We start from the raw sequence: 20,512 nt of genomic DNA, 5'->3' as shown, positions 1-20,512 counted from the left end.
GCGCCCGGCTCGTTCTTCCCGTACGGCGACGGGTGCCGGGCGGCGCGGACCGACGACGCGCTGCCACGCCGATTTTCTACGGCGGCTTTCTGCGGCGGTCTTCTTCGGCGGTCTGCGGCTTCTGTGCCGGTCTGCGGCGGCTCTGTGCCGGTCTCCCGCGTCGGCCTCCTACGCCGGCCTCCTACGCCGGTTCGAGGAAGCCCTGCTCCACCAGCAGCCGGATCTGGGCGGGCGTGCGGTCGCGCAGGGCCACCGGGTCCTCGCCCACGAGCTGGGCGATGGCGTCCAGGATGCGGCCGGCGCTCATGGTGCCGTCACAGACCCCGGCGAAGCCGGCGCCGACCGTGTCGACCCGGGTGGCCCGGCGCATGCCGCGGTTCTGGCGCAGGACGACGTACTCCGGGTCCTCGGCGCCGGGCAGCCCGACCTGTTCCTGGACGACCTCGCCGGCCAGCGTGAAGTGCGCTTCGAGGAGGGCCGCGTCGTCGTGGGCGCGCAGGTAGTCGACGCGGTCGAAGTGCGTGCGCACGGTCTCGCCGAGCGGCTGCTCGATCGGGTGCGGCCATTCCTCGGCGATGACCGAGGGCTCGGCGGCCCCGGTCCGGCGCAGGGTGATCCAGCCGAAGCCGACGGCCCTGACCTTGCGTGCCTCGAACTCGTCCAGCCACGCGTCGTACCGCGCCTGGTACTCGGCCGGGTCGCCGCGGTGGTCGCCCGCGTCCCTCAGCCACAGCTCGGCGTACTGCGTGACGTCCTGCACCTCGCGCTGCACGATCCAGGCGTCGCAGCCGCGCGGCACCCAGGAGCGCAGCCGGTCCGTCCAGTCCTCCCCCTCCACGTGCTGCCAGTTGGCGAGGAAGTGCGCGAACCCGCCCTCGTTCAGGCGCTCCCCCGTCTGCTGAACGAGCGAGCGGCACAGATCGTCCCCGCCCATCCCGCCGTCGCGGTAGGTGAGGCGGGCGCCCGGTGAGATCACGAAGGGCGGGTTGGAGACGATCAGGTCGTACGTCTCGTCGTCGTGGACCGGCTCGTAGAGGGAGCCCTCGCGCAGTTCGGCGGCCGGTGCCCCCGACAGGGCGAGCGTGAGCGCGGTGATGTGCAGCGCGCGCGGGTTGACGTCGGTGGCCGTCACGCGCGTGGCGTGCGCGGCGGCGTGCAGCGCCTGGATGCCGGAGCCGGTGCCGAGGTCGAGGGCCGCGGAGACGGGCGTACGGACGGTGAGGCCCGCGAGGGTCGTGGAGGCGCCGCCCACGCCGAGGACGACGCCCTCGGCGTGGCTGCCGATGCCACCGGCGCCGCCGACCGCGCAGCCCAGGTCGGAGACGATGAACCAGTCCTCGCCGCCGGGCCCTCCGTAGGGACGTACGTCCACGGTGGCCGCCACCTCGTCGCCCGCGCGGACGAGCCACCCGCTCTCCAGGCAGGCGTCGACGGGCAGAACGTCGTCCACGCGCGCGTGGAGGACGGGTTGCTGGAGCAGGAACAGCCGGACGAGCAGTTCGAGCGGCGTGTCGCCGCGGGTCGCCCGGAGCGCGGGCACGGTCTCGCTGCGCGACAGCGCCGCGTAGGCGGGGGCGCCGAGCAGCTCCAGCAGTCCGTCGGCGGTGAAGGACGCCCCGAGCAGGGCGCCCCGCAGCCGGGCGGTGACGTCGGGGTGGTCGGCGGAGGGCAGGGGGGACAGGCTGGCGTTACTCACACCTCCATTGTGGCCCGCACCCCGCCCCGCGCCTCCGCAGCGGACGCCGGTTCCTGATCGGCCCGGTCAGCTCGTGGCCGGACCGACCAGGACCGGTCAGCCCTTGGCCGTCGACGTCAGCTCTTGGCCGTCGGCGTCAGCTCTTGGCCGTCGACGCCGACGGGGTGGCCGACTTGCAGCTCGGCTGCTCGGCCATCGCCTTGCCGACGTCGCCCTCCTCCAGGGTCTTGAGCGCGTCGCTGCCGCTCTTGCTGAGTTTGTTCAGCTCGGTGGCGATGTCCTTGAGGCCGTCGGCGAACTTCGCCTGGTCCTTGGTGTCGAGGTCCTCCACCTGCTCGCGCAGGGAGGCGTAGGAGGTGGAGAGGCCGTTCAGCTCCTTGACCGCGTCCTTCTGCTTCTTCTCGCCGTCGTCGACATCGGGAGCACCGGCCTTCTGGACGGTGGCGCCCATCGCCTTGTAGGCGTCGGACATGTCCTGGAAGGCCTTGGCGTCGGTCTTCTGGACCTCCGCAGGCGTGCTGTTGTCCGAGGTCTCCTTCTGGATCGCCGAGTTGGCCGCCGCAATCTTCTTGGCCTGCGGCTGCACCCCCTCGCAGACCTGCTTCGCCCAGGCGTCCAGCTTCTCGTTGTCGTCGCTGCCGCCGCATCCCGTCAGCGCCAGTGCCAGTACCGCACCGCCGGACAGTGCGGCCGCGAGCTTCTTGTTCACCGGATTGGCCCCTTCCATGGCTCTCGGCCCCGGAACATACACGCCGGATGGGGGACATCCGCCGGACGAACATCCGTTAAGACCGTATTGAAGCCATTTGCACCAAGAGAGAGAAGGCTCACGGTGAGGGGCGCTTGTACGCGCGAAACGGGCGGACGACGCGTCAACACGCGCCGTCCGCCCGTCCTTTGAGCTGCCCTCGTAGGACGCTGCGCGGTGGGATTCTACGAAACCACCGCCGGATCGGCCGACTTGGGTTCCTGGTCGGAGTTGTCTTCGTCACCCATGGCGATGCCGCGCCGCTTGGACACGTAGACCGCCGCAGCGATGACGACGAACGCGACGACGGCGATCAGCACCCGTACGCCGATGCTCTTGTCGGGGCCGTAGGAGAACTTGATGACCGCAGGCGCGATGAGCAGCGCCACCAGGTTCATGACCTTCAGCAGCGGGTTGATCGCCGGTCCGGCGGTGTCCTTGAAGGGGTCGCCGACGGTGTCGCCGATGACGGTCGCGGCGTGGGCCTCACTGCCCTTGCCGCCGTGGTGGCCGTCCTCGACGAGTTTCTTGGCATTGTCCCAGGCGCCACCGGAGTTGGCGAGGAACACCGCCATCAGCGTGCCCGCGCCGATCGCGCCCGCCAGGAACGCGCCGAGCGCGCCCACGCCGAGCGTGAACCCGATGAAGATGGGTGCCAGCACGGCGAGCAGCCCGGGCGTGGCGAGTTCCCGCAGGGCGTCCCTCGTACAGATGTCGACGACCTTGCCGTACTCGGGTTTCTCGCTGTAGTCCATGATCCCGGGTTTCTCCCGGAACTGCCGCCGCACCTCGAAGACCACGGCGCCCGCCGACCGCGACACCGCGTTGATCGCCAGCCCCGAGAAGAGGAAGACGACCGCCGCGCCGGCGATGAGCCCGACGAGGTTGTTGGGCTGCGAGATGTCCATCATCAGGCTCATCGGCGCGCCCTCGCCGCTGAGTTTCTCGCCCACGTCCGCCGCGCCGGTGGTGATGGCGTCGCGGTACGACCCGAACAGGGCCGCCGCCGCGAGGACGGCGGTGGCGATGGCGATGCCCTTGGTGATGGCCTTGGTGGTGTTGCCGACCGCGTCCAGGTCGGTGAGCACCTGGGCGCCGGCGCCCTCGACGTCGCCGGACATCTCGGCGATGCCCTGCGCGTTGTCGGAGACCGGCCCGAAGGTGTCCATCGCGACGATGACGCCCACCGTGGTGAGCAGGCCGGTGCCGGCCAGCGCCACCGCGAACAGCGCCAGCATGATCGACGTACCGCCGAGCAGGAAGGCCCCGTAGACGCCGAGTCCGATCAACAGAGCGGTGTAGACGGCGGATTCGAGACCGAGCGAGATTCCGGCGAGCACGACGGTGGCGGGACCCGTGAGCGAGGTCTTGCCGATGTCCTTGACGGGGCGCCGGGTGGTCTCCGTGAAGTAGCCGGTGAGCTGCTGGATCAGGGCGGCGAGCACGATGCCGATCGCCACCGCGACGAGCGCGAGGACGCGCGGGTCGCCCTCCCGGCCGGCGATCGCCGCGTCGGTGACGCCGTCCAGCTCCGAGTACTTCCCGGGCAGGTAGACGAAGACGGCCACCGCCACCAGCACCAGCGAGATCACCGCGGAGATGAAGAATCCCCGGTTGATCGCGCTCATGCCGCTGCGGTCGGACCGCCTCGGCGCCACCGCGAAGATGCCGATCATGGCGGTGAGCACGCCGATGGCCGGGACCAGCAGGGGGAACGCCAGTCCGGCATCGCCGAAGGCCACTTTGCCGAGGATCAGCGCCGCCACCAGGGTGACGGCGTACGACTCGAAGAGGTCCGCGGCCATGCCCGCGCAGTCGCCGACGTTGTCGCCCACGTTGTCGGCGATGGTCGCGGCATTGCGCGGATCGTCCTCCGGAATGCCCTGCTCGACCTTGCCGACCAGGTCGGCGCCGACGTCGGCGGCCTTGGTGAAGATGCCGCCGCCGACCCGCATGAACATCGCGATCAGCGCGGCACCGAGACCGAAGCCCTCCAGGACCTTCGGCGCGTCGGCCGCGTAGACCAGCACCACGCAGCAGGCGCCCAGCAGGCCGAGCCCCACCGTGAACATGCCGACCACGCCGCCCGTACGAAACGCGATCTTCGTCGCTTTGTGCGAGACGAGAGTGAGATCCTTTTCCGGTTCGCCGGGGGCCGGTGTCGCTTCCCGCGCCGCCGCGGCGACGCGCACGTTGCTGCGTACGGCCAGCCACATGCCGATATAGCCGGTGGCCGCCGAGAACGCCGCGCCGATCAGGAAGAAGATCGAACGTCCGGCACGTTGATTCCAGTCGTCCGCGGGCAGCAGCATGAGCAGAAAGAACACGACGACGGCGAATACGCCGAGCGTGCGAAGCTGCCGGGCCAGATAGGCGTTCGCGCCTTCCTGTACGGCCGCCGCGATCTTCTTCATGCTGTCGGTTCCCTCGCCCGCCGCGAGCACCTGGCGTACCAGGACTCCCGCGAGCACCAGCGCGGCCAGCGCGACGACCGCGATGACCGCGACCAGGGCGCGGTTCGAGTCGGTCAGCACGGCGGCTGCGACGGTCGAGGGATCGCCCAACTGGTGGGGGCCCAACTGATGAGGGGTGGAAAGCTCCGCCATTCGTCCTCCTTGACGCTTGGGCTGAGCTCAAGATGTGGACGGGATTGTAGGTACCGGAAGCTGATCAAAACAGTGCACGACAAAAGGAATTGACCTGTCAACCGCAAGGGGACCAGGAGTAGTAATGCCCTTCCGGCATTAATAGCGTGATCCTTTTCGCGATTTTCTCACTGTATGCGCGGCCCTCACCTTCCGCACATGGCGAAGGGCCCTACGAGGTAGGGCCCTTCGGGTGAAGCGGTGAAGCGGTGAAGCGGTGAAGCGGTGATGCGTTGAAGCGGGTGACGCAGGTGACGCGGCTGTCAGACCGGCGGCAGCACCGCCGGAGCGGTCGGCCAGGTCATGCGGATCAGTCCGCCGCCCTCACCGGCCGTGACCTCCACGTCGTCGACGAGCCCGCTGATGACCGCGAGGCCCATCTGGTCCTCCTCCACCTCCAGATCTTCGGCACGGTCGCCCGAGGCCTTGACCCCGGGGACCGCGTGCGGCGCCTCGTCACCGACCTCGATGGAGAACTGCTTCTCCTCCTCGATCAGCGACACCGTGACCGGCGCCGTGATGCCGACGTGCTGATGCAGGCCCACAGCCCGGGTGCAGGCCTCGCCGACGGCGAGCCTGACCTCGTCGAGGACGGCCTCGTCCACTCCGGCCCTGCGTGCCACCGCAGCCGCCACCAGACGGGCGGTGCGGACGTGCTCGGGCAGCGCGCTGAAGCGGAGTTCGACGGTGGCCATGCATCCCCCTCGGACTACGGGCGTGCTTTCGAGAGTCCGGGCCGCCGACAGCCCGGACCCCCCTCGTTCTGTTGCTGTCCCGGGCCTCAGGGGCCCGGAACCGGTCGTCAGTCGGTGGCCGCCACCGCTTCCTCGACCGAGGTGTGAATGGGGAACACCTTGGTGAGGCCGGTGATACGGAAGATCTTGAGAATGCGCTCCTGGTTGCAGACCAGGCGCAGCGAGCCCTCATGGGCACGCACCCGCTTCAGTCCGCCGACCAGCACGCCGAGCCCTGTGGAGTCGAGGAAGTCCACGCCCTCCATGTCGACGACGAGGTGGAAACTCCCGTCGTTCACGAGCTCGACCAGCTGCTCACGCAGCTTGGGCGCGGTATATACGTCAATTTCGCCACCGACCTCGACGACCGTACGATCGCCGACGGTACGGGTCGACAGGGACAGGTCCACGGATCCTCCAGCACCTTGCTATCGAGCGGTCGCCCTTCGGGACACCTCGGCTTGAAGCCCCCAGGACGGTTCGCCAGCCGCGATGGCATTCAATCACTTACCGGCAGGCGTGCACGACGCCTTGGTCCCATTGTCCGTCACGCCAGTGACAGACTCGGTGCCGATGGCCAAGAATCACCGACCCGATCTTCCCCCGGCGGAGCCCGGCTCCCGGCCGGAACCGGGCATGCTCCTGGACCGGCTCGCCGCGGGACCGAGCCGGGCTGCGCGCATCACTCATACGGAGCACTTGCCCCCGCGTGCGGGCCGTCATGCCGTCTGGCCGGACCGGATTCGGCCGGAGATCGTCGCCGCGGTGCAGGCCGCGGGCATCGAACACCCCTGGGCCCACCAGGCGCGCGCGGCCGAGCACGCCCTGGACGGCGACTCGGTGGTCGTCGCCACGGGCACCGCGTCCGGCAAGTCGCTGGCCTACCTGGTGCCGGTGCTGTCGACGCTCCTGGACGGTTCCGAGGCCCCGAACGGGCGTGGCGCCACCGCCCTCTACCTCGCTCCGACCAAGGCGCTCGCCGCCGACCAGTGCCGTTCCGTGAAGGAACTTTCACAACCTCTCGGCACCTCCGTGCGGACCGCGGTGTACGACGGCGACACACCGTTCGAGGAACGCGAGTGGATCCGCCAGTACGGCACCTACGTCCTGACCAACCCGGACATGCTGCACCGCGGCATCCTGCCCTCCCACTCCCGCTGGTCCTCCTTCCTGAAGTCGCTGAAGTACGTCGTCATCGACGAATGCCACACCTACCGCGGCGTCTTCGGCTCCCACGTCGCCCAGGTGCTGCGCAGACTGCGCAGACTGTGTGCCCGCTACGGCGCGTCGCCCGTGTTTCTGCTCGCCTCCGCCACCGCCGCCGAGCCCTCGGTGGCGGCCCGCAGGCTCACCGGAGTGCCGGTGGTCGAGGTCGCCGACGACGCGTCACCCCGCGGTGAACTGGTGTTCGCCCTCTGGGAGCCGCCCCTGACCGAACTGGAGGGCGAGAAGGGCGCACCGGTCCGCCGTACGGCCACCGCCGAGGCGGCCGACCTGCTCACCGACCTCACCGTGCAGGGCATGCGATCGATCACCTTCGTTCGCTCCCGGCGTGGCGCGGAACTGATCTCGGTGATCGCCCAGGAACGCCTGGCCGAGGTCGACCGTTCCCTGGTCCGGCGCGTGGCGGCGTACCGTGGCGGCTACCTCCCCGAGGAGCGCCGCGCCCTGGAACGCGCCCTGCACTCCGGCGAACTCCTCGGCCTCGCGGCGACCAACGCCCTCGAGCTCGGCCTCGACATCTCCGGCCTGGACGCCGTCGTGATCGCCGGGTATCCGGGCACCCGGGCGTCCCTGTGGCAGCAGGCGGGCCGGGCGGGGCGCTCCGGGCAGGGGGCGCTGGCCGTACTGGTCGCCCGTGACGACCCACTGGACACCTTCCTCGTCCACCACCCGGAGGCGCTGTTCGACCAGCCGGTGGAGTCCACGGTCCTCGACCCCGACAACCCGTACGTCCTCGCCCCGCACCTGTGCGCCGCGGCGGCCGAGCTGCCCCTGACCGAGGAGGACCTGAAGCTCTTCGGCCCCGCCTGCGAGGAACTGCTGCCCCAACTGGAGGCGGCGAAGCTGCTGCGCCGGCGGACCCGGGCCTGGCACTGGACGCGCCGTGAGCGGGCCGCCGACCTCACGGACATCCGCGGGGAGGGCGGACGTCCGGTCCAGGTCGTCGAGACCGGTACGGGGCGGCTGCTGGGCACGGTGGACGCCGGCGCCGCCCACACGAGCGTCCACGAGGGCGCCGTGCACCTCCACCAGGGACGCACCTACCTCGTCCGCTCCCTCGACCTGGAGGACTCCGTCGCGCTGGTCGAGCAGGCCACCCCCGCCTACTCGACGGTGGCTCGCGACACGACGGCGATCTCGGTCCTGGAGACGGACATCGAGGTCCCCTGGGGCGACGGACGCCTGTGTTACGGCTCCGTCGAGGTCACCAACCAAGTGGTCTCCTTCCTGCGCCGGCGCCTGATCACCGGCGAAGTCCTGGGCGAGTCGAAGCTCGACCTCCCTCCCCGGACGCTGCGGACGCGTGCGGTGTGGTGGACGGTCACCGAGGACCAACTGGACGCGGCCCGGATCAACCCGGAGATCCTCGGCGGGGCCCTGCACGCCGCCGAGCACGCCTCGATCGGCATGCTGCCCCTGTTCGCGACCTGCGACCGCTGGGACATCGGCGGCGTGTCGGTGCCCCTGCACCCGGACACGCTGCTGCCGACGGTCTTCGTGTACGACGGCCACCCCGGCGGCGCGGGCTTCGCCGAGCGCGCCTTCCACACGGCTCGCGAATGGCTCACCGCGACCCGGGAGGCCATCGCCTCCTGCGAGTGCGACGCCGGCTGCCCGTCCTGCATCCAGTCCCCCAAGTGCGGCAACGGCAACGAGCCACTGCACAAGCGGGGGGCGGTACGGCTGCTCACGGTGCTGCTGCGGGGAGCCGCGGAGGCGGGGTAGGCAGGGTAGGCGGAAGAGGTGGGGGAGGCGCCGGAAACCGGGGAGCGGCAGAGGCGGCAGGGACGGCGGAAGTGGCAGGGGCAGCGGATGTGGCAGAGGTGGTGTAGGCGGGGCCGGGCCGGGCCGCCGGGTCTGCCCGGTCCGGCCGGTCGAGCGCCTGACACCGGGCCGACGGCTGCCGGACCCGCCGTCACGGGACGCCTGTCGCCGGGTCCGCAGTCGCCGGGGCGCCCGGGTCCGGACTCACGGCCCCCGGTGCCTCCGTTGCCGGACCCGCCCTCGCCCGGACCTCCGCCGCGAACGGCCCCCTTCCCGAGGCCGCCGTCACGTCCGAGACCTGCCCGGTGAGCACGCACCGCACCAATCGTGCGCCCTGGGCCCGCGCGACACGCTCAGCCCCGGCGCAGGCCGCCGTGCCGCCCTGTGCCCAGCGGTCCGCCGCCGCGAGCGCCGCCAGATCGGCGCCGCCGGCCGCGCGATGCCGGGCGACGACCGCCTGCCCCAGGGCCAGCACGATGCCGAACACCAGACACAGAACGGCGATGGCGGCAACGCTCCACACGGTGGCCGACCCCCGGTCGGAGGCGAAGGCATGGCGACGGCCATCCCCGGTGCCGGTGTCTGTGCGGGGGCCGGGGCTCCGGTCGGTTACCGACCTGAGCGTCGCGCCGCCCCTCACGGCTCCGCCCCCACCGTCTGCTCGACCGATGCCACGGCCTCTTCCCGTACCTCGAAGGGCAGCCCGTGCAGAGCCGGTGGGTCGGCCACCACGACCACGCGGACCAGGTCCGCCTCGCGGCTGAGGGTGACCCGCGCCCCGCGCGGTGCCGCCTCACGGGCAACCTTTACGACCGCGTCGGCCGAATCCTGACGCGCCGCCGCGCGGGCGCCCGTCCGGGCCGCGTCCACGCACTGGATCTGAGCGGCCACCACGAGCAGTCCCCACACCAGCGCCATAGCGAAGACCACCAGCACCGGAAGCACCACGGCCGTCTCCGCCGTCACGAATCCTCTGTCCGAGTGGCGTCCGCGGGCACCGCGGGCCCGCGCGGTCGCCGCCCGCTCACATTTCCGCATCGAGTGCCCGCTTCACGATGCCCTGCAACTCCGCGCTGACCGTGCCGCTCGTCACGACTTTGTAGAGGACCACGGCGAAGGCCACCGCCGCGACGATCCCCATCGCGTACTCGGAAGTGACCATTCCAGCGTCCCGCCGCACAACCTGCCGCAGCAGCGCCGTCCGTACTCCGCCCACCAGGGCACGCAGCCGTGCCCGTACCACCTGATACATCGCAACCCCCGTAAGGCTCGATCCTGTTGCTCACTTGGTCGTCCGGTCGTCCGGTCGTCCGGTCGGCCAGTCGTCCGTAGGCCACTCAGTCGCCGGCTCCGCGCCGGTACGTCGTCCCCGATCCGTCAGCCGTCACCTACCCGTGTCCCAGCACTCCGCCGGCCAGCCCGATGACCACCGGCAGCACGCCGACCGCGATGAACGCGGGCAGAAAGCACAGCCCCACCGGCGCGGTGACCATGACGGCCGCTCGCCGGGCCCGGGTCGTCGTGGTGCGTGCCCAGTCGGCACGGGCCTGGGCGGCGAGTCGGGCGACCGGGCCCGCCGCCGGCAGGCCGGACACGTCGGCCCGCTCCAGCAGCCGCGCCAGAGGCCCGGCGCCTCGAATCGCGGCCAACCCGCGCCAGGCCTCGTCCGGTTCGCTGCCGAGCCGCACCTCCGCGGCGCCACGGCCCAGCGCGTGTCCGACCGGCCCGCCCAGGGCATCGCCGACCGCCCGAGCGGCCGCCACCGGGCTCGCGCCCGCCGCGATGCAGGCCGCCAGCAGATCGGCCGCCAAGGGCAGTTGACGTGCGGCCTCAGCGGCAGCGGTCTCCGCTGCCGACGTACCGGCGGCCGAGCGTCGGACGCTCCAACGCCACAGTGCGGCAGCACCCGCCAGCCCCACCACGACTCCGGCGACACCGCCGATCACGGCCCAACCGGCGACCGCCGTACCCACCAGTGGCAGCCATCCGCGGGCGGCGCTCAACACCTCCGCACGTCGCGGGCCGGGGCGGTCCTGCTCGGGTGTCAGCAGTCCGGTGAGACGTCTGCTTACCGCCCGCTCCCGCCGGGCGGCTCCGAAGCGCCGCACCAGCCAGCCGGCGGCCAGCAGTGTCCCCGCCACCGCCCACAGCCTGTGGACAAGGTCACCGTTCACGACGCCGCCTCCGCTCCGCGCACGATCCGCGTCACCCACCACACGCCCAGGCTCTCCAGGACTCCGCCGGCCAGCAGACAGCCCAGCCCGGCTCCGGTGTGCAGCAGCACGTGCAAGGGGTCGGACCCGAGGGCGACGCCGAGCAGGAGGCCGAGGACCGGCAGGCCCGCGAGTATCACGGCCGTGGCGCGGGCGCCCGCCAACTGTGCGCGCAGGTCGGAACGTTGGTCCCGCTCGGCGCGCAGTGCGCCCTCCAGCCGGTCGAGACCGGCCGCGAGTCCCGCGCCCTGGTCGACCGCAACCCGCCAGCACGCCGCGAGAGCCCGCAGTCCCTCGGCGCCGGGTTGCCCGGCCGCCGCCGCAAGCGCCCCGGGGACGTCCCCGCCGAACCGGGCCGCAGCCAGCACCGCCGCCTGCGCGTCACCGAGTCCCCCGGAGTCGTGCGCGGCGCACATCAGCGCCGCGCCCGGCTGACGCCCCGCCCGCACCTCGCCGGCGAGCGTCCCGCACAGCGCGATCACCGCGTCCTGCCGATGCTCCCGGGCCTGCCTCGCCCGACCGGCCAGCCGCGTCCGCCGTAGCACCGGCACTCCGGCCGCCCCCGCGACGACCGGCAGTACCGAGTGGCCCAGGAGCGCCAGCGCCACCCCGGCGGCAAGTGACCACCACTCGGCCCTCAGCCGGCCGCGGACGCGCCGCAGTTCGTCCGTCACCCGGCGGGCCGGGGGCGGCCCGGTACCGACCGCCCCGCCCGTCCGGCCTTCGGCGAGCACCAGTCGCGCCCGCCGTACGCCGGAGTGCCACCCGCCCGCCAGCCACGCGGCCGCCCCCAGGCAGGCCAGCGCCACGCCCGTCGACAGCTCACCCGTTCCCGTCATCCCCGCCACCTCCGTCATCCCCGCCACCTCCGTCATCCCTGTCACCTCCGTCATCCCCGCCACCTCCGGGCCTCCGCGCCTCCCGTCCGACGACTCGCCCTTCGAGTCCGTCACCGCGCAACAGCCCCCGCAGCCGCTCCCAGCCGCGTTCGGCCACGAAGGACTCCGTGCCCCATCGCAGCGCTGGTACCGTCCGCACCAGCCCTGACGGGTCCCGTTCCAATACGTGCACCTCGGCGATCCGGCGTCGTCCCGCACGGTCACGGACCAGGTGCAGGACCACCGAGAGGGCCGCCGCGAGCTGGCTGTGCAGGGCCGCGCGATCCAGACCTGCGGCCGTGCCGAGTGCCTCCAGCCGCGCCGGCACGTCGGCGGCCGCGTTGGCGTGCACCGTCCCGCACCCGCCTTCGTGGCCGGTGTTCAACGCGGCGAGCAGATGGACCACTTCGGGCCCGCGCACCTCGCCCACGACCAGTCGGTCCGGTCGCATGCGCAACGCCTGCCGCACCAGGTCCTCCAGGGTGACCAGGCCCGCGCCCTCCTGGTTGGCGGGTCTTGTCTCCAGACGGACAACGTGCGGATGGTCCGGGCGCAGTTCCGCCGAGTCCTCGGCCAGCACGATGCGCTCGTCCGGCCCGACGAGCCCGAGCAGGGCGCTGAGCAGCGTCGTCTTGCCGCTGCCTGTACCGCCGCTGACGAGGAAGGACAGCCGGGCCCGCAGCAGCGCGCGCAGCACGCGGTCGCCGCCGGGCGGCACGGTGCCCGCCGCCGCCAGTTCGTCGAGGGTGAAGGCGCGCGGCCGTACGACCCGTAGCGACAGGCAGGTGCAGCCGACGGCGACCGGTGGCAGTACCGCATGCAGCCGGGTGCCGTCGGGCAGCCTTGCGTCCACCCACGGCCGGGCGTCGTCGAGCCGGCGTCCGGCGACGGTGGCGAGGCGCTGTGCGAGCCGCCGTACCGCTCCCGCGTCGGGGAAGGAGACCGGTGCCAGCGCCAGGCCACCGCCCCGGTCCACCCAGACCCGGTCCGGAGCGGACACCAGTACGTCGGTCACCAACGGGTCGGCGAGCAGCGGTTCCAGTGGTCCGCTGCCGACGAGTTCCGACCTGAGTTGTTCGGCGGCACCGAGAATCTCGGCGTCCCCGAGCACCCGCCCCTGCTCCCGCAGAGCCTGCGCCACACGGGCGGGCGTCGGCTCCGCCCCACTCTCGGCAAGCCACCGCCGTACGCCGTCGAGCATCCCGGGCGCGGGACCCGGGCCGCCCTGGGAAGCCGCCGCCGGTGACCTCCCGGAAGCAGGACCCTGGGACCGTCCGGAGACTGGTGCCGGTGACCTCACGGAGGCAGGTCCGGGGGACTCCCCGGAGACTGGCGCTGGCCATCGCCCGGAAGCAGGTCCGGGGTACCGCCCGGAGGCCGACGCTGACAACCGACCGGAGCCCGGAAGTTGCCCCCGCCCGGAAGCCGGCCCGGCGGACCACCCCGAAACCCGCTCCTCGACGCGCCCCTGAACCCGCCCGGAATCCCACGCCGAAGGCGGCCCTGAAGACCGCTCATCGGCCGCCCCGGCGACTCCCCCGGAAGCCGATCCCGTGCCCCCGGCGGGGGCCGGTCCCGCAGAGGTCCGGGCAACCGAACCCGCGGAGGCTCCACTACCCAATCGCCCGGACGGATGAGAAGCCCAAACCTCCTCAGGCCCTCCAGCCGACCCCCCGAATGCCCCAGAAGCCCCGGAAGCCCCGGAAGCCCCACCCACAGACCCTCCAGCGGCCGGCCCTCCGGGCGCCCGGGAAGCCCAGCTCGGGGCCACTCGCGCGGTCAGTCCACCGGGTGTCCCGGAATCTCGGCCGACCACGCCCTCTCCGGAGGCCGGCCTCGCGGGCGCCTCAGAAGTCCCGCCCGACTCACCCGCAACCGTCACGTGCACCTCAACCCGCCTTCCACCGCTCCCCGCACGCACCGCCCCCGCCACGTCGGCCGCACCCGCCCCTCGCCACGCCAAGGCCAAGGGCGTCATTCCGTGCTCACCGGTACTGGCCAGGCTCATCTCGCCCGCCTCGCCCGTCTCGCTCACCCCCTGCGCCACGTCACTCATCAGCCGCCCTCACCCCGCCCCGCCGTCTCCGCCAGTGCGCGCTCCCAGAACCCCCGGCAGAAGCGCGCCAGCGGGCCGCGGGCGGACGTGCCCGGCGGGCGTTTGCTCTCCGCGGCCCGCAGGAGTCCCGACTCGACCGGCACTTCGCCGGCCAGGGGGAGGCCGAGCAGCCGGGCCACCTCGCGGTCGTCCAGTCCGGAGGCGTATGGCCCGCGTACCGCGACTCGCAGGTCGCGCAGGACCATGCCGACCGCGGCCGCCACCCGGCCCGCCGCCGCGACGGCCCGCAGCTCGGCGGGGACGACGAGGATGCCGACGTCGAGTTGCGCGAGGACCTCGGCGACGCCGTCGTCGATCCGGCGCGGCAGGTCGACGACGACCGTGCCGCCCCTGCGCCGGGCCGCCGCGAGCACCGCACGTACGGCCTGCGGGGGCACCGCGACGCAGTCGCCCCGGTCCCAGCTCAGCACTCGCAGCGAATGCAGCTCGGGCAGCGACTCCTCCAGGGCGCCGCCGCCGACCCGCCCGCGGGAGGCCGCGAACGCCGGCCACCTCAGCCCGTCGGCTGTCTCTCCGCCGAGGAGGACGTCGAGGCCGCCGCCCAGCGGATCGGCGTCCACCAGCAGACTGCGCAGCCCCTCGCGTGCGGAGGTGACGGCGAGCGCGCAGGCCAGCGTGGACGCCCCGGCGCCGCCCCGGCCACCGATGACGCCGACGGTGAGCGCCGGACGGCCGGCGCCCTCGGCCACGTCCGCGATGCGGTCGACCAGCCACTGCTCGCCGTCGGGCAGCATCAGGACATGGTCGGCGCCGATCTCGACGGCCCGCTGCCACACCCCCGAGTCGTCCTGGTCGCGGCCCACGAGGACCACTCCTCGCCTCCGCACGGCTCCGCGCACGCGCCGCGCCGCGTCGTCCCCGACGAGGACGAGTGGCGCGGCCTCCCAGCCGGTCCGCTGCCCGGACACCGAGGGTGCCGAGGACGCCGAGGACGCGGAGTGCGTCGCCGACGTCGGAGGCGTCGCAGGCGTCACGGGCACCGAGTGGTGCACCTCGGGCGTGGCGCCGGCCGCCGCGCACAGGCGCAGCAGGTCGTCGAGGAGCTCCGTGTCCTCGGTGACGATCAAGGGACCGCTCTGCCGCCCTCCGGCTGCGGGCGGCGGGTCGTGCGTGATGATTCCGGTCATGGATGCCTCCCCCTTCGGCGCGCCTCCCGCGGGCGCGCCCGATGTCTCCTGGTCTCTCGCGCAGCCCCTGCGGCCCCGCGATTCGCAGCCGTGTGAAGAACCGGAAACCGGTCCCCGCATCAACGGCCGACAACACGCGTCCGGCAAACAGATCCGGCCGTAGAACTCGGCGCGGCCCGAACGCATGGGAATCACGGTGCAGCGATCCGGAAAATCATGTGGATCTTGGTCAAAATCTGTGGACAACTCGACGGTTGTGAATATCGACTCACCCAAACCGGTGAGCCTCGTCCGGTCCCGCTCCGCCCTCTGTGCGACTCCCGCAGAGCAGTCCGGCGACTACGTTGTGTAGCCGATGGCGGGCAGTACGCATGTGGGCCCCGCGCCGTCACGGCGCGGGGCCCGGATCACGGGTAGTGCGAAGAAACCCACCCGGACATGCGACGACCCCCGCCGGGGGGGAGAGCGGGGGTCGTCTCCACGGCCGACTCGGGGGGGGAGGAGTCGGACCGGGTTAGCACGGTCGCGAACGATCCGTGACTTCCATGGTGTACCCGAGAGCCCTCTCAGGCAAACCCACGCGCCCCAGCTTACGCCGAATGGGCTGCGCCTATGCTCAGGGTTGTGGAAAACCACTCCTTGACCCACTCCATGCCCCGCACAGCGGCCTTCTTTGACCTGGACAAGACGGTCATTGCGAAGTCGAGCACGCTCACGTTCAGCAAGTCGTTCTACCAAGGCGGGCTGATCAACCGCAGGGCTGTGTTGCGTACCGCATATGCCCAGTTCGTCTTCCTCGCCGGCGGAGCCGACCACGACCAGATGGAGCGGATGCGCGAGTACCTCTCCGCGCTGTGCCGCGGCTGGAACGTCCAGTTGGTCAAGGAGCTCGTCGCCGAGACCCTGCACGACCTGATCGACCCGATCATCTACGACGAGGCGGCCTCCTTGATCGAGGAGCACCACACCGCCGGCCGCGACGTCGTGATCGTCTCCACGTCGGGTGCCGAGGTCGTCGAGCCGATCGGTGAACTGCTGGGTGCGGACCGGGTGGTGGCGACCCGCATGATCGTGGGTGACGACGGCTGCTTCACCGGGGAGGTGGAGTACTACGCGTACGGCCCGACCAAGGCGGGGGCGATCCGGGAGCTGGCCCGGTCCGAGGGGTACGACCTGTCCCGCTGCTACGCCTACAGCGACTCGGCGACCGACCTGCCGATGCTGGAGGCCGTCGGGCACCCCCACGCGGTCAACCCGGACCGGGCGCTGCGCCGGGAGGCTCTCGCGCGCGAGTGGCCGATTCTCGATTTCCACCGTCCGGTGCGGCTCAAGCAGCGGCTTGGGAAATTCTCCGTGCCGCCGCGGCCGGCACTCGTCGCCGCCGCGGCGATAGGCGCCGCGGCGGCCACCGCGGGCCTCGTCTGGTACGCGAACCGTCGGCGGTCCGCTGCGGCCTGATCGGCCCTTTCACCGTCGTATGCGCGCAAAAGTAAAGAAGTGCGGCGAGCACTTCCGCTTGCTCGGGCCCAGGAGTACAAAGGAGTCAACGGCCCGCGAGACCAAGGACATCCGAAAGGATCACCTTAAAACCGCATTTGGCCCCACGGACCGAGCATGGACACTGGGCACCCACGCGACGTCGACCCGTCGATTACGGGCCAGCCGCACCAGGTGACGGGCAAAGTTCCCGACCTGATGGGCATATATCGAGGACGCCTGGTAACCGGGTGGTCATGCCAGCGGCGGTACGAACACTCGTACCGCCGCATTTCTGTCTCGCTCGTCCTGCGACGCTCCGTTGGCCCTACGCCGCTCCGTCGGCCCTACGACGCGCCCCGTTCGTGCTACGCCGCCCCGCGCTGGAGCGCCTCGCACACCGCCGTCGACTCCCGGGCGCCCAGTGCGACCGCCCTGCTGCAGTGGGCGATCCACGCGGCCATGCCTTCCGGGGTTCCGGAGACGTAGCCGTCGAGCGCCGCCAGGTAGCCCGCGCGCCCCGGCTCGGCATGGCCCACCTCGGCCGGGCAGACCGACTTGGGATCCAGTCCGCTGCCGACCAGAACGATGCGCTCGGCCGCGCGCGCGACCAGGCCGTTGTGGGAGGTGAAGGGGCGCAGCGCGAGGATTTCCCCGTGCACCACGGCGGCCGTCACCAGCGCCGGCGCGGAGCCGCCGGCCATGACCAGCGCGGCCAGCCCGTCCAGCCGGCCGTGTGCTTCTTCGGCGTCGGGAAGCGGCAGCTCGACGAGCGGTTCGTCCACCGGTTCGCCCGGCTGCCGGGGCCGTCCCACCTGGTCGGCGTTGTCCGCTGCCGCCACCAGGTGCAGCCGGGCCAGCACCCGCAGCGGCGACTGGCGCCAGATGGAGAGCAGTTGCCCCGCCTCCGCGGTCAGCCGCAGCGCCGCGCCCACCGCGCGCGCCTCGTCGCCGCCGCCGAAGTCGCTGCGCCGGCGCACCTCCTCCAGGGCCCAGTCCGCCCCGGACAGCGCCGCCGAGCCCCGGGCGCCGCGCAGTGCCGCCTCGGAGGTGATCTCGTTGCTGCGGCGCCGCATGATCCGGTGGCCGTAGACGCGGTCCACGGCCTTGCGTACGGACTCCACGGACTCGGCCACGCCGGGCAGTGCGCCCAGGGCCGCGAGCGGATCGGCGTTCGCGCCTGTCGTACTCATGAGTACGACCCTACGCACCCGGGCACCGCGCCCCACGAATGAGTGGTCTTCTTCACCCGCCACCAGGCTCTCGTGCCACGTACAGCTATTGAGCCACTACGCTTGGTGAACATGAAAATTGCTTTCGTCGGGAAGGGCGGCAGCGGCAAGACCACCCTGTCCTCCCTTTTCGTCCGCCATCTCGCCACCACCGGCGCACCCGTCGTCGCGATCGACGCCGACATCAACCAGCACCTGGGGGCCGCGCTGGGCCTCGAGGAGGCCGAAGCGGCCGGTCTGCCCGCGCTGGGCGAGCACCTGCCGTTGATCAAGGACCATCTGCGCGGCACCAACCGGCGCATCTCCTCCACCGAGAAGATGATCAAGACGACCCCGCCCGGCGAGGGCTCGCGCCTGCTGCGGGTGCGCGAGGACAACCCGGTCTACGAGGCCTGCGCCCGGCAGGTGGAACTCGACGGCGGGGCCGTCCGTTTGATGGTCACCGGGCCCTTCACGGACGCCGACCTGGGAGTCGCCTGCTACCACTCCAAGACGGGGGCGGTGGAGCTCTGCCTGAACCACCTGGTCGACGGACGTGACGAGTACGTCGTGGTGGACATGACCGCCGGCTCGGACTCGTTCGCCTCCGGCATGTTCACCCGCTTCGACATCACGTTCCTCGTCGCCGAGCCGACCCGGAAGGGAGTCTCCGTCTACCGCCAGTACAAGGAGTACGCCCGCGACTTCGGCGTCACCCTGAAAGTCGTCGGCAACAAGGTGCAGGGGCCGGACGACCTGGACTTCCTGCGTGAACAGGTCGGGGACGACCTGCTGGTCACCGTCGGGCACTCGGACTGGGTGCGCGCCATGGAGAAGGGCCGCCCGCCCCGGTTCGAGCTCCTGGAGGAGGCCAACGTCCGCGCGCTGCGCGCGCTGCACACGGCCGCCGACGCCACGTACGGGCTGCGGGACTGGACGCGCTACACGCGGCAGATGGTCCACTTCCACCTGAAGAACGCCCAGAGCTGGGGCAATGAGCGCACCGGGGACGACCTGGCGGCGCAGGTCGACCCCGGCTTCGTCCTGGGCGAGGAGGTCGTCGCCCCGGCGTGACGCCCTTCGGGCGGGCGGCCGCTACTGCTTGGCGGCCGGCGCCCCGGGCACCCCCTTGGGCGCCGGCGCGGGCGCGGCCGACAGGAAGGACGCCCAGCTCTTCTTGGGAGCCTCCCCGACGCCGAGGGTGCGCAGCTTCTTCAGGACCTTCGGGTCCTGGGCGTCCAGCCAGTCCGCGAGCTGCCGGAAGGAGACGCAGCGCACCTCCTTCTTGTTGCACACCGTCTCGATGACCTCCTCGACGGCGCGCATGTACGTGCCGCCGTTCCAGGACTCGAAGTGGTTGCCGATGATCAGGGGCGCGCGGTTTCCGTCGTAGGCCCGCTCGAAGCCCTGGAGGAGGCTGTCACGCATCTGGTCGCCCCAGAACTCGCGCTTGGCGGGGTCGCCCTGGGTGGCGGTGCCCGACTGGTTGACCATGTAGTTGTAGTCCATGGTGAGCTGCTCGTAGGAGTGGCCGGGGAACGGCACGAGCTGCATCGAGAGGTCCCACAGACCCTCCTTCTTCGACGGCCAGACCTGGTTGTTCACCCCGCTGCTGTCGTAGCGGAAGCCCATCTGGCTCGCGGCCTTCATGAAGTTCTTCTGGCCCTCCAGGCATGGGGTGCGGGCGCCGATCAGCTCCTTGTCGTAGTCGAAGGGGAGGGGCGCCGCGTTCTTCATCCCGGTGTTGGTCTTCCAGGTCTTCACGAACTGCTTGGCCTGCTTGATCTCCTCCTTCCACTCCTCGACGGACCACTCGCCGACCCCGCCGTCGGCACCGCAGAAGTGCCCGTTGAAGTGGGTGCCGATCTCGTTGCCCTCCTGCCACGCCAGCCGCAGTTGCTTGACGGTGTCGGCGATGCCCTGCTCGTCGTTGAAGCCGATGTCGGAGCGGCCCGGGGAGTGCTGGGGCGGGTCGTACAGGTCCCGCTTCTCGGTCGGCAGCATGTACACGCCGCTGAGGAAGTACGTCATCGTGGCGTTGTTCTCCTTGGCCACTTCGCGGAAGTGGGAGAACAACTTCTGGCTGTCCTCGCCCGCGCCGTCCCAGGAGAACACCACGAACTGCGGGGGCTTCTGGCCGGGCTTGAGACGTTCGGGCCGGGGCAGGTGCGGCTGGGCGCCGGTGTACGCGGTGGAGCCGTCACCGATCAGCCGGACCGCGTTCTTGGGCGCCGGGGCCGCTTTTCCCTTTTCCTTCTGTGGGCCGTGCGTCCCTTCGCCGGAACCGCTGCCGCTGTCGATCGCGCAACCGGCGAGCGACGCGGCGCAGATCGCGGCGACCACGGCACGCGTGGCCGTCCTGTGGGTGGCCATCCTGCGGGTGGCGGCCATGTCCGCCCACCTTCTTCCTTCTCTCGGGCCAACGCCGACGAGGCGATGTCGGGTGCTGAGCCGGGCCGTGCCGTCAGCGCCGTCAAGGTGACACGGAAATGAGAAGGAATTAGTACGACAAGCCGATGAAATACCTGATTCACTCGGGTGAGCGGGTCGTTACTCCATTTGCGCGAAAAGTCTATGCCTCTTCTTTACTCTGAATTACGCTCTGTTTACTGAGCGCAACAACCGAGCGCTCGGGCATCCCGCCGCTGCATGCCGTGACCCACGGCCGCGAACACCTCCC

17 protein-coding genes are annotated in these 20,512 nt (G+C 71.6%); 3 read left to right on the top strand and 14 right to left on the bottom strand.

The annotated features are described in order from the left end of the window. Positions 1–181: 181 nt before the first annotated feature. From KUM40_RS16665 to bldG, 5 genes are all read right to left on the bottom strand, one after another. Entirely contained in the window at positions 182–1,696 is a 1,515-nt protein-coding gene (locus KUM40_RS16665) for a class I SAM-dependent methyltransferase (RefSeq protein WP_217166757.1), read from the bottom strand. A 136-nt stretch (positions 1,697–1,832) separates the two neighbouring features. Then, a complete protein-coding gene (locus KUM40_RS16660) occupies positions 1,833–2,423 on the bottom strand; it encodes a small secreted protein (protein ID WP_217166756.1) in 591 nt (196 codons plus the stop codon). 206 nt (positions 2,424–2,629) lie between these two features. Then, positions 2,630–5,050, bottom strand: coding sequence for a sodium-translocating pyrophosphatase (locus tag KUM40_RS16655; RefSeq protein ID WP_217166755.1), 2,421 nt, complete (start codon positions 5,048–5,050; stop codon positions 2,630–2,632). 302 nt (positions 5,051–5,352) lie between these two features. Beyond that, positions 5,353–5,784, bottom strand: coding sequence for an ATP-binding protein (locus KUM40_RS16650; protein WP_217166754.1), 432 nt, complete (start codon positions 5,782–5,784; stop codon positions 5,353–5,355). Between the two features lie 107 nt (positions 5,785–5,891). After that, positions 5,892–6,233 (bottom strand): anti-sigma factor antagonist BldG, encoded by a 342-nt coding sequence (gene bldG / locus KUM40_RS16645; RefSeq protein WP_003975386.1) that lies wholly within the window; start codon positions 6,231–6,233, stop codon positions 5,892–5,894. A gap of 82 nt (positions 6,234–6,315) precedes the next feature. Here bldG and KUM40_RS16640 point away from each other — a divergent pair, with 82 nt between their 5' ends. Then, positions 6,316–8,772: a DEAD/DEAH box helicase gene (locus KUM40_RS16640; protein ID WP_217166753.1), complete on the top strand. Its 2,457-nt coding sequence runs from the start codon at positions 6,316–6,318 to the stop codon at positions 8,770–8,772. A gap of 190 nt (positions 8,773–8,962) precedes the next feature. Here the strand turns inward: KUM40_RS16640 and KUM40_RS16635 are convergent, their stop codons facing one another. The 7 genes from KUM40_RS16635 to ssd form a co-directional block, all read right to left on the bottom strand. After that, a complete protein-coding gene (locus KUM40_RS16635) occupies positions 8,963–9,334 on the bottom strand; it encodes an Rv3654c family TadE-like protein (protein WP_308401168.1) in 372 nt (123 codons plus the stop codon). Positions 9,335–9,447: 113 nt separating this feature from the next. Further along, on the bottom strand, positions 9,448–9,849 hold the full coding sequence (locus KUM40_RS16630) for a TadE family type IV pilus minor pilin (protein WP_217166751.1): 402 nt from the start codon (positions 9,847–9,849) through the stop codon (positions 9,448–9,450). Next, entirely contained in the window at positions 9,836–10,063 is a 228-nt protein-coding gene (locus KUM40_RS16625; RefSeq protein WP_217166750.1) for a DUF4244 domain-containing protein, read from the bottom strand. The genes KUM40_RS16630 and KUM40_RS16625 overlap by 14 nt, the downstream gene beginning before the upstream one ends. A 136-nt stretch (positions 10,064–10,199) precedes the next feature. Then, positions 10,200–10,985, bottom strand: a complete 786-nt coding sequence (locus KUM40_RS16620; protein ID WP_217166749.1) for a type II secretion system F family protein — start codon at positions 10,983–10,985, stop codon at positions 10,200–10,202. Then, positions 10,982–11,863: a type II secretion system F family protein gene (locus tag KUM40_RS16615; RefSeq protein WP_217166781.1), complete on the bottom strand. Its 882-nt coding sequence runs from the start codon at positions 11,861–11,863 to the stop codon at positions 10,982–10,984. The genes KUM40_RS16620 and KUM40_RS16615 overlap by 4 nt, the downstream gene beginning before the upstream one ends. Further along, positions 11,847–13,103: a TadA family conjugal transfer-associated ATPase gene (locus tag KUM40_RS16610; RefSeq protein ID WP_254395209.1), complete on the bottom strand. Its 1,257-nt coding sequence runs from the start codon at positions 13,101–13,103 to the stop codon at positions 11,847–11,849. Before KUM40_RS16610 ends, KUM40_RS16615 begins: the two co-directional genes overlap by 17 nt. Before the next feature lie 854 nt (positions 13,104–13,957). Then, positions 13,958–15,145 carry a septum site-determining protein Ssd gene (gene ssd, locus KUM40_RS16605; RefSeq protein WP_217166748.1) on the bottom strand — a complete coding sequence of 396 codons (1,188 nt, stop codon included), beginning with the start codon at positions 15,143–15,145 and terminating at the stop codon, positions 13,958–13,960. Between the two features lie 612 nt (positions 15,146–15,757). Between ssd and KUM40_RS16600 the strand changes: the two genes are divergently transcribed. Continuing rightward, entirely contained in the window at positions 15,758–16,603 is an 846-nt protein-coding gene (locus KUM40_RS16600; RefSeq protein WP_217166747.1) for an HAD family phosphatase, read from the top strand. Between the two features lie 386 nt (positions 16,604–16,989). On the opposite strand, the gene KUM40_RS16595 is transcribed toward KUM40_RS16600, so the two are convergent. Then, the gene (locus KUM40_RS16595; RefSeq protein WP_217166746.1) at positions 16,990–17,814 is read right to left on the bottom strand and encodes a Fic family protein; all 825 of its coding nucleotides are present in this window, start codon (positions 17,812–17,814) and stop codon (positions 16,990–16,992) included. Positions 17,815–17,925: 111 nt separating this feature from the next. Here KUM40_RS16595 and KUM40_RS16590 point away from each other — a divergent pair, with 111 nt between their 5' ends. After that, a complete protein-coding gene (locus tag KUM40_RS16590; protein WP_217166745.1) occupies positions 17,926–18,906 on the top strand; it encodes an ATP-binding protein in 981 nt (326 codons plus the stop codon). 21 nt (positions 18,907–18,927) lie between these two features. Here KUM40_RS16590 and KUM40_RS16585 read toward each other — a convergent pair whose 3' ends face one another. Further along, positions 18,928–20,223 carry a hypothetical protein gene (locus KUM40_RS16585; protein ID WP_217166744.1) on the bottom strand — a complete coding sequence of 432 codons (1,296 nt, stop codon included), beginning with the start codon at positions 20,221–20,223 and terminating at the stop codon, positions 18,928–18,930. Between the last annotated feature and the right edge of the window lie 289 nt (positions 20,224–20,512).

This window comes from Streptomyces sp. AC512_CC834, from assembly GCF_019049325.1.
Taxonomy (GTDB): Bacteria; Actinomycetota; Actinomycetes; order Streptomycetales; family Streptomycetaceae; genus Streptomyces.
Note: the sequence above shows the minus strand (reverse complement) of the source record. Positions and strands in the feature narration are given on the sequence as shown.

Coding starts and splice junctions, on each gene's coding strand:
- KUM40_RS16660 (WP_217166756.1), bottom strand. CDS start 2,423: ATGGAAGGGGCCAATCCGGTGAACAAGAAGCTCGCGGCCGCACTGTCC.
- KUM40_RS16655 (WP_217166755.1), bottom strand. CDS start 5,050: ATGGCGGAGCTTTCCACCCCTCATCAGTTGGGCCCCCACCAGTTGGGC.
- KUM40_RS16650 (WP_217166754.1), bottom strand. CDS start 5,784: ATGGCCACCGTCGAACTCCGCTTCAGCGCGCTGCCCGAGCACGTCCGC.
- KUM40_RS16640 (WP_217166753.1), top strand. CDS start 6,316: ATGGCATTCAATCACTTACCGGCAGGCGTGCACGACGCCTTGGTCCCA.
- KUM40_RS16630 (WP_217166751.1), bottom strand. CDS start 9,849: ATGCGGAAATGTGAGCGGGCGGCGACCGCGCGGGCCCGCGGTGCCCGC.
- KUM40_RS16625 (WP_217166750.1), bottom strand. CDS start 10,063: ATGTATCAGGTGGTACGGGCACGGCTGCGTGCCCTGGTGGGCGGAGTA.
- KUM40_RS16615 (WP_217166781.1), bottom strand. CDS start 11,863: ATGACGGGAACGGGTGAGCTGTCGACGGGCGTGGCGCTGGCCTGCCTG.
- KUM40_RS16610 (WP_254395209.1), bottom strand. CDS start 13,103: ATGCTCGACGGCGTACGGCGGTGGCTTGCCGAGAGTGGGGCGGAGCCG.
- ssd (WP_217166748.1), bottom strand. CDS start 15,145: ATGACCGGAATCATCACGCACGACCCGCCGCCCGCAGCCGGAGGGCGG.
- KUM40_RS16600 (WP_217166747.1), top strand. CDS start 15,758: ATGCTCAGGGTTGTGGAAAACCACTCCTTGACCCACTCCATGCCCCGC.
- KUM40_RS16595 (WP_217166746.1), bottom strand. CDS start 17,814: ATGAGTACGACAGGCGCGAACGCCGATCCGCTCGCGGCCCTGGGCGCA.
- KUM40_RS16590 (WP_217166745.1), top strand. CDS start 17,926: ATGAAAATTGCTTTCGTCGGGAAGGGCGGCAGCGGCAAGACCACCCTG.
- KUM40_RS16585 (WP_217166744.1), bottom strand. CDS start 20,223: ATGGCCGCCACCCGCAGGATGGCCACCCACAGGACGGCCACGCGTGCC.